Annotated in this window: 9 protein-coding genes; all 9 read left to right on the forward strand. The window is 64.4% G+C overall.

Annotation, left to right across the window (positions count from 1 at the left end; all coding sequences use genetic code 11):
* Nucleotides 1-416, forward strand: a 416-nt coding sequence (locus Q0L57_RS00930) for a sterol desaturase family protein (protein ID WP_296736483.1), incomplete at its 5' end; no start/stop codon positions are given.
* Nucleotides 417-520: 104 nt separating this feature from the next.
* Nucleotides 521-1,498 (forward strand): sugar ABC transporter substrate-binding protein, encoded by a 978-nt coding sequence (locus tag Q0L57_RS00935; RefSeq protein ID WP_296736485.1) that lies wholly within the window; start codon nt 521-523, stop codon nt 1,496-1,498.
* 199 nt (nt 1,499-1,697) lie between these two features.
* Nucleotides 1,698-2,678, forward strand: a complete 981-nt coding sequence (locus tag Q0L57_RS00940; protein WP_296736499.1) for an ABC transporter permease — start codon at nt 1,698-1,700, stop codon at nt 2,676-2,678.
* A gap of 11 nt (nt 2,679-2,689) precedes the next feature.
* Nucleotides 2,690-3,514 carry an ATP-binding cassette domain-containing protein gene (locus Q0L57_RS00945; protein ID WP_296736488.1) on the forward strand — a complete coding sequence of 275 codons (825 nt, stop codon included), beginning with the start codon at nt 2,690-2,692 and terminating at the stop codon, nt 3,512-3,514.
* A gap of 118 nt (nt 3,515-3,632) precedes the next feature.
* Nucleotides 3,633-4,643 (forward strand): Gfo/Idh/MocA family oxidoreductase, encoded by a 1,011-nt coding sequence (locus Q0L57_RS00950; RefSeq protein WP_296736489.1) that lies wholly within the window; start codon nt 3,633-3,635, stop codon nt 4,641-4,643.
* 10 nt (nt 4,644-4,653) lie between these two features.
* Nucleotides 4,654-5,613, forward strand: coding sequence for a sugar phosphate isomerase/epimerase (locus Q0L57_RS00955; RefSeq protein WP_296736491.1), 960 nt, complete (start codon nt 4,654-4,656; stop codon nt 5,611-5,613).
* Between the two features lie 8 nt (nt 5,614-5,621).
* Nucleotides 5,622-5,933 carry a MocE family 2Fe-2S type ferredoxin gene (locus Q0L57_RS00960; protein ID WP_296736493.1) on the forward strand — a complete coding sequence of 104 codons (312 nt, stop codon included), beginning with the start codon at nt 5,622-5,624 and terminating at the stop codon, nt 5,931-5,933.
* A gap of 1 nt (nt 5,934) precedes the next feature.
* Complete coding sequence (locus Q0L57_RS00965) at nt 5,935-6,717, forward strand: hydroxypyruvate isomerase family protein (protein WP_296736496.1); 783 nt, start codon at nt 5,935-5,937, stop codon at nt 6,715-6,717.
* Between the two features lie 11 nt (nt 6,718-6,728).
* The coding region (locus Q0L57_RS00970) for a 3-methyl-2-oxobutanoate hydroxymethyltransferase (RefSeq protein ID WP_296736497.1) at nt 6,729-7,434 on the forward strand (706 nt) is incomplete at its 3' end.

A 7,434-nucleotide genomic window follows, 5' to 3' on the forward strand; every position in this document is an offset into this window, starting at 1 on the left:
GGCCGCTCTATCGCTGGATCCATTCGGTCCACCACAATTCGATCAACCCGTCGCCGTGGTCGTCGCTCTCGATGCACCCGGTGGAGGGCTTCCTCTATCATGCGGTCGCCTTTTGGCACCTCATCATCCCGTCGAACCCGATCGTCGCGCTGTTCCAACTGCATGTCGCCGGCTTCGGCGCGGTCAACGGCCATCTCGGCTTCCAGAAGTTCGAGCTCACGGAAGGGATGAGCCTCGATAGCCACGCCTATGCTCATTACCTGCACCACAAATACTTCGAGGTGAACTACGGCGGCGATGGGCTGATCCCGCTCGATAAGTGGTTCGGCACCTGGCACGACGGCACCAAGGAGGGCGACGCGCTGATGGACGCCCGGTTCCAGAAAAAGAAGCAGCGTTTGAACGCCACGGCGTGAGCCGGGCGCACACCGAGCACGTCACGCGCCGCCGGGGAGGGAGGCGCGTGGTTGGAGACATCAATCTTTGAAATCCGTCGAACGACGGCAAATGGGAGGAAGACATGAAGCGTATCACCAAGCTCCTGGCGGCGGCCATGCTGGCCGGCGTCGCGGCAACGGCGGCGACGTCTGCGATGGCCGGGGCGAAGATATTCGTCATCGGCGGCAAGGCCGACGACCCGTTCTGGTCGATCGTCAAGCGCGGCGCCGAGGATGCCGGCAAGGTCGTCGAAGCGCAGGGCGGTTCGGTGACCTGGCTCGGCCCGCAGAATTACGACAATCTCGGCGCGGATGCCGCCAACCTGATCCGGACCGCGATCTCGCAGCACGCGGACGCCATCGTCGGGCCCGACTGGGTGCCTGAAACGATGGACGAGGCCTTCAAGGCCGTTGTCGCGGCCGGCATTCCGCTGGTGATCTACAATGCCGGCGGTGTCGATGCGGCGGACCGGCTCGGCGCCATGAACTATGTCGGCAGCGACGACTACAAGGCGGGCTTCGCCGGCGGCGAGTATTTCGGCAAGCACGACCTGAAGAACGTGGTCTGCGTCAACACGCTTCCCGGCGCCGCCAACCTCCGGGCACAATGCGCGGGTCTGCTGGCCGGTATCGCCAAGCATGGCGGCAAGGGCGTCGAGCTGCCCCTGCCAATGAGCAGCTTCGGCAATCCGACCGCGGTGGCGCAGGCGCTCAAGGCGCATCTGCTGCAGCACCAGGATGTCGTCGGCGTCTATACGATCGGCAATGTCGACGCCAACAGCGCCGCCAACGGCATCATGCAGGCGGGCCTGAAGGACAAGGTCAAGCTCGGTGGCGTCAACATGGACCAGACCATCCTCAACAACATCAAGGCCGGGTCGCAGCTGTTCACGATCGACCAGCAGGGCTATCTCCAGGGTTACCTTGCGGTGTCGATCCTGAACGGTCACGTCAATTACGGTCTGTCCGTTCCGACGCGCGAGATATTGACCGGCCCCGGCGTCGTCGATGCATCCAATGTCGATGCTACGCTGGCGGGCGTGAAGGCCGGCGCGCGATAGCCGCAGCAGATCTTCCGCAATCCGCTATCCGCAGGCCCGGCCCGAGGCATGGCCGACGGCCGGGCAGGTTCTCGAAACGGGATGAAGTCGTATTATGGGCGTTAGCATCTCGAAGACACGCTGGGGATTCCCAATGAATTCAGTGGTCGGAATGCAAGCAGCCGCAAAGGCGGCACCGGCGCCCGGCGCCGGATCCTCGATGGGCCATCTCATCCGCCGCCCCGAGATGGGCTCCTTCCTCGGCATGGTGGCGGTCTTTGCGTTCTTCGCCATCTTCGGCGGCGCTAATTTCGTGACCGCGGGCGGTGCGGCGAGTTGGCTCAACGTTGCCTCCGAAATCGGTATCGTCGCCCTTCCGGTCGGGCTGCTGATGATCGCCGGCGAGCTGGATATCTCCATTGGCTCGGTCATCCCGGCGGCCTCGATGACTGTCGCGATCATTTCGGGCTTCTATGGTCTTCCGATCATTGTCGGCGTCGCCGCCGCGCTGGCCCTCGGACTGCTCGTCGGTTTCATCAACGGCGTCCTCGTCATTCGCACGGCCGTGCCATCGCTGATCGTTACGCTGGGCAGCCTCTTTGCGGTCGCCGGACTGACGCTCGGCATCTCGATCATCCTGACCGGCAGCACAGGCGTGGCGATCCAGGCCGATCCGCTGGCCAAGGCCATCCTCGGGCAGTTCGTCGGCGGCGTGTTCCAGGTCACCATCTTCTGGTGGCTCGGCGCGGCCGTTATCGTCGGCTACCTGTTGCACTTCTCGCGCTACGGCAACTGGATCTTCGCGCTGGGCGGCGACAAGGTCAGCGCCCGCAATGCCGGCATTCCGACCGACCGCGTCATCATCTTGCTGTTCATGGGCAGTGGCCTGAGTGCCGCCTTCGTCGGCATGTCTCAGGCGCTGCTCTATAACAGCGCCCAGGTGTCGACCGGCCAGTCCTTCATCTTCAACTCGATCATATCCGTGGTCGTCGGCGGCGTGCTGCTCACGGGGGGCTTCGGTTCGGTGGTCGGCATCGTCTTCGGCACCATCACCTTCGCCATCGTCAACCAGGGCATCTTCTACACGGGCTTCGACGCCAACTGGGCAAGCCTCATCATCGGCGTCCTGCTCCTCGCGGCGGTGCTGATGAACAACACGTTCCGCAAGATGGCGCTGACCTATGCGCCGAGGAAGAAGTGAGGAACACCGTCATGGCCGAGCCAGTCCTGCAGCTTGCAAACATCAACAAGTCGTTCGGGCCGATCGACGTGCTCCACGATATCTCCCTGTCGGTAAAGGCCGGCGAGGTCCTGTGCCTGCTTGGCGACAACGGCGCCGGTAAGTCGACTTTGATCAAGATCCTGTCCGGAGTGCATCAACCGACTTCCGGAACGATCCTGATGGATGGCAAGCCGACCGGCTTCGCCAGCCCTCGAGATGCCAGCGAGCGCGGCATTTCGACGGTCCACCAGTTCGGCGGCACTTTTCCGCTGATGAGCATCGGGCGATCGTTCTTCGTCGGCGTTGAGCCGACGAAGAAGTGGGGGCCGTTCAGCTTCTACGACCGCAGGAAGGCGAATGAAGTCGCCGTCAAGGCGGTCCAGGAATTCGGCATCACCCGCATCGACGACGGCGACCGCCTCGTCGGCGGCCTGTCCGGCGGCGAGCGCCAGTCGCTGGCGATCGCCCGCGCCGTCCATTTCGGCGCCCGCGTGCTGATCCTTGACGAGCCGACCGCGGCGCTCGGCGTGAAGGAAGCCGCGCATGTGCTGAGGATCATCCTCGAGGCGCGCAAGCGCGGCCTTGCGGTGATCTTCATCACCCACCAGGTCATCCATGCGCTCACCGTCGGCGATCATTTCGCGGTTCTGATCAGGGGCGCGCTCGCCGCCGATTTCCGCAAGGGCGAAAAGTCGCGCGAGGAGATCACCGATCTGATGGCCGGTGGCGAAGCGATGGCCGAGCTTGAGGCGGAGATCGAAGCCTATCAGGTCGCGCATGAAGCGCAGACGCCAGCCGTCGCGGAGTTGCGATAGGCGGCGGCCCACCGGAACCTCCCGAAGATGCACCACCTCCACGGCGCATCTTCCCACCGGCCGGCGGACCATTTTGCTCCGCCGGCCGGGTTGCTCCACAAGCCAGGAAGAGAAGATCATGACTGTTCGCATAGCTGTCATCGGCGCAGGCATCATGGGAGCGGATCACGCGCGCATCATCGCCGGCGATCTGCCGGGAGCCGTCCTGCAGGTCGTTTGCGACGCCTCGCCTGAGCGTGCCCGGATGGTGGCCGAGGAATGCGGCGCGAGGGATATCGCAACTGATCCTCTTGCGACGATCGCACGCTCCGACGTCGACGCCGTCCTGATCGCGAGCCCGGACGAAACCCACGCTGCCCTGACGCTGGCCGCCATCCGCGCCGGAAAGCCCGTTCTCTGCGAGAAGCCGCTTGCGCCTAATTCCGCCGATTGCCTGCGCGTGATCGAAGCCGAGATGAGGGCGGGCAGGCCATTCGTCCAGGTCGGCTTCATGCGCCGCTTCGATCCTTCTTATGCCGAGATGAAGGCGCTGCTCGATGACGGCACGCTCGGGCGGGCGGTGCTCATGCACAATTTCCATCGCAACGTCTCGGCGCCGGCGAACTTCACCGGGCTGATGGCCATCACCAATTCGGCGCCGCATGAATTCGACGTGGCGCGCTTCGTGCTCGATACCGACTATACCTCGATCTCCGCCTTCCAGCCGGCCGGCGTCGATGCTTCGCGCGCCGGCGCGCCGGTCTTCATGGTGCTGGAAACGGCCGGTGGCCAACTGGTCAACATCGAGGTCAACAACACCGCGGCCTATGGCTATGACGTGCGCGGCGAGCTGGTGGGCGAGAAAGGTTCGGTCTTCCTCAACGCGCCGGTCCACGCCCGCATCAACGTCGGGCTCAAATCGCTGGAGCGCTACGCGCCTGACTGGCGTCCACGCTTTGCCGAAGCCTATCGGCTGCAGAACAAGGCCTGGCTCAGATTTGTCGAGACGGGCATGCCGTGGCCGGTCGCGGCAAATGCCTGGGACGGCTACCGCGCGACGCTGACCGCCGAGGCCGGCGTCAAGGCGCTGTCAAATGGCGCCAGAGCCGTTATCGAGCGCGCAGAGCGGCCCGCCTTCTATCGTCACTGAGGAATGCACCATGAAACTGGGTTTTGTCTCCGACAGTCTTGGCGGTCGCGGCTTTGCGGAATTGTTGGACGAAGCGGTGCGCCTCGGCGTCGACGGTGTCGAGGTCAACACCGGCGGATGGTCGACGGCGCCGCATTTCGATCTGGCGAGGATGAAGTCGAGCGCCGAGGCGCGGAGCGAATTCCTCAAGGCATTTGCGGATCGTGGCCTCGACGTCATCAGCCTGAATGCCAACGGCAACCCGCTGCACCCGACCGATCCCGCGCAAGGGCAATGCCTGAAGGATACGATCCGCGTGGCCGGTGAGATGAGCATCAGGACCGTCTGCACCATGTCGGGCCTGCCGGCGGGCAGCGCCGAGGACAGGATGCCGAACTGGGTCGTGTCGTCCTGGCCGCCGGAAACGCAGGCGATCCTGCGTTATCAGTGGCAGGACGTGCTGCTGCCCTTCTGGACCGAGATCGCCACCCTCGCCAGGGAAAGCGGTGTCGAACGCATCGCGCTCGAGCTGCACGGCAATCAATGCGTCTATAACGTGCCGTCGCTTCTCAAGCTGCGGCAGGCGGTCGGCCCGGTCATCGGCGCCAATCTCGATCCATCGCACCTGTTCTGGATGGGCGCCGATCCGCTGGTGGCGGCCGAGGCACTCGGCGATGCGATCTATCATGTCCACGCCAAGGACACGATGCTCAACGCCCCGGTGCAGGCGAGGACGTCGCTGCTGGAGAATGGGTCGCTGATGGACATCCCGGCGCGCTCGTGGAGCTACATCACGCTTGGCTTCGGCCATGGCGAGGAATGGTGGCGCCAATTCTGCTACCGGCTGAAAATGGCGGGTTACGACGGCTGGCTGTCGATCGAGCACGAAGACGTCATGCTGAGCAGCATCGAGGGGCTGGAGAAGTCGGTCGCGCTGCTCAAGAACGTCATGCCTGTCAGGGCCAGCGATTACAAACCGCAGGAGATCTGAGGAAGAAAATGACAATGTGGATCGACGCCTGCGCCACGGACGATATCGAGGAGGAGGACCTGATCCGCTTCGATCACGGTGGCCGCACATTCGCCATCTATCGCGGTCCCTCCGACGATTTCTTCTGCACCGACGGCCTGTGCACGCATGAGAAGGTGCATCTGTGCGAAGGACTGGTGATGGAGTACCGGATAGAGTGCCCCAAGCATAACGGCGTGTTCGACTATCGCACCGGCGAGGCCGTGCGCGCGCCGGTCTGCGTGAACCTGAAAACCTACAAGACCAAGGTCGAAGACGGCCGCGTGCATATCGAGATCTGAGATGACAGAGACATTCACCCTTGCCGCCTGCGCCGAAATGCTCTGGCGCGACCGCCCGATGGAATTCCGCGTCAGGCGCCTGACGGAACTGGGCTTTCAGGTGGGCCTTTGGAACTGGCCGGATCATGACCTCGCGATGCTGGAGAAGTCCGGCGCCACCTTCTCGATCATGAACGGCTACCTGCGCGGCCGGCTCGCCGATGACGAGGGCGCAGCCGAACTCCTGAAGACGGCGAAGGAGACGGCGGCGATCGGCAAGCGCCTCGGCGTAGCACGGCTCAACCTGCATGGAACGGGCCTGGGCGAGGGCGGTCTGCCGGTCAGCCCTTGCGAGACTGTCACGGGAGCGATGTGGCTCAAGGCACGCGATACGCTGAACCGCATCGCCGACCTCGCCGAGGCGGAGGGCGTCACCTTCACGCTGGAGAATTTGAACCTGCCGGTCGATCATCCCGGCGTGCCCTTCGCGCGCGCCGAGGACACGCTGGCGCTCGTCTCCAGCGTCAACCGGCCGGGCCTGCGCCTCAACCTCGACCTCTATCACGCGCAGATCGGCGAGGGGAACCTGATCGAGCTCTGCCGCGCCTGCCTGCCCTGGATCGGCGAGATCCAGGTGGCGGACGTGCCGGGGCGCATGGAGCCAGGCACCGGCGAGATCAACTATCGCGGCATCGCCCGTGCGCTGAAAGAGATGGGCTATCGCGGACCCGTCGGCATGGAGGCGTTCGCTTCCGGCGACCCCGAAGCCGCGCTCGAAGCCTTCCGCAACGCTTTTACCGTCTGAGGGAACTGGACATGGTCACCAAGAACAACCGGCCCACCGTCGCCGACATCCGCGCCATGAAGGCGCGCGGACAGAAGATCTCGATGCTCTATGTCACCACGCTCGAGGAAGCCGCGGCGGCAAATTCTGCCGGCGTCGACATGCTGTCGATCGAGGGCCGCTTCTTCTCTTCCGAAATGCGCGAGGCCGCCGGGCGCTGCTTCGTTCAGGTCGGGCTTCCCTACGGCCCCGCCGGCGATCTGGTCTCGGCGGACGACTATCTCAAGGCCGCCTTCCATTTCACGCGCCTGGGCGGCGATTGTTTCTATTGCGCCGCCTCGCTCGATATCCAGAAGACGCTCTGCGACAATGCCGTGCCGATCGTCGCGCATGTCGGCCTGATCCCTTCGCAATGCACCTGGACCGGCGGCTTCAAGGCCGTCGGCAGGACGGCTGGGAGTGCGCGCTGGGTGTGGGATCACGTGAAGCGTCTGGAAGCCATCAGCTGCTTCGGCGCGGAGTTGGAGGTGGTGCCGGACCGCGTCGCCGAATTGATCACCAGGAACACCCCTATGATCATGCTTGGCATGGGCGCCGGGCCGCATGCCGATGCCCAGTATCTCTTCAGCGAGGACGTGCTTGGCCACACCGCCGGACACAGGCCGCGCCACGCCAAGACCTACCGCAACTTCGCCGCCGAATTCGAGCGGCTGCAGCGCGAGCGCATCGCAGCCTATC

Source organism: Mesorhizobium sp., from assembly GCF_024509055.1.
In the GTDB taxonomy this organism is placed as follows: domain Bacteria; phylum Pseudomonadota; class Alphaproteobacteria; order Rhizobiales; family Rhizobiaceae; genus Mesorhizobium.

Bases quoted from the DNA above. Each gene is read 5' to 3' on its own strand.
- Q0L57_RS00935 (WP_296736485.1), top strand. From the start codon at position 521: ATGAAGCGTATCACCAAGCTCCTGGCGGCGGCCATGCTGGCCGGCGTC.
- Q0L57_RS00940 (WP_296736499.1), top strand. From the start codon at position 1,698: ATGGGCCATCTCATCCGCCGCCCCGAGATGGGCTCCTTCCTCGGCATG.
- Q0L57_RS00945 (WP_296736488.1), top strand. From the start codon at position 2,690: ATGGCCGAGCCAGTCCTGCAGCTTGCAAACATCAACAAGTCGTTCGGG.
- Q0L57_RS00950 (WP_296736489.1), top strand. From the start codon at position 3,633: ATGACTGTTCGCATAGCTGTCATCGGCGCAGGCATCATGGGAGCGGAT.
- Q0L57_RS00955 (WP_296736491.1), top strand. From the start codon at position 4,654: ATGAAACTGGGTTTTGTCTCCGACAGTCTTGGCGGTCGCGGCTTTGCG.
- Q0L57_RS00960 (WP_296736493.1), top strand. From the start codon at position 5,622: ATGACAATGTGGATCGACGCCTGCGCCACGGACGATATCGAGGAGGAG.
- Q0L57_RS00965 (WP_296736496.1), top strand. From the start codon at position 5,935: ATGACAGAGACATTCACCCTTGCCGCCTGCGCCGAAATGCTCTGGCGC.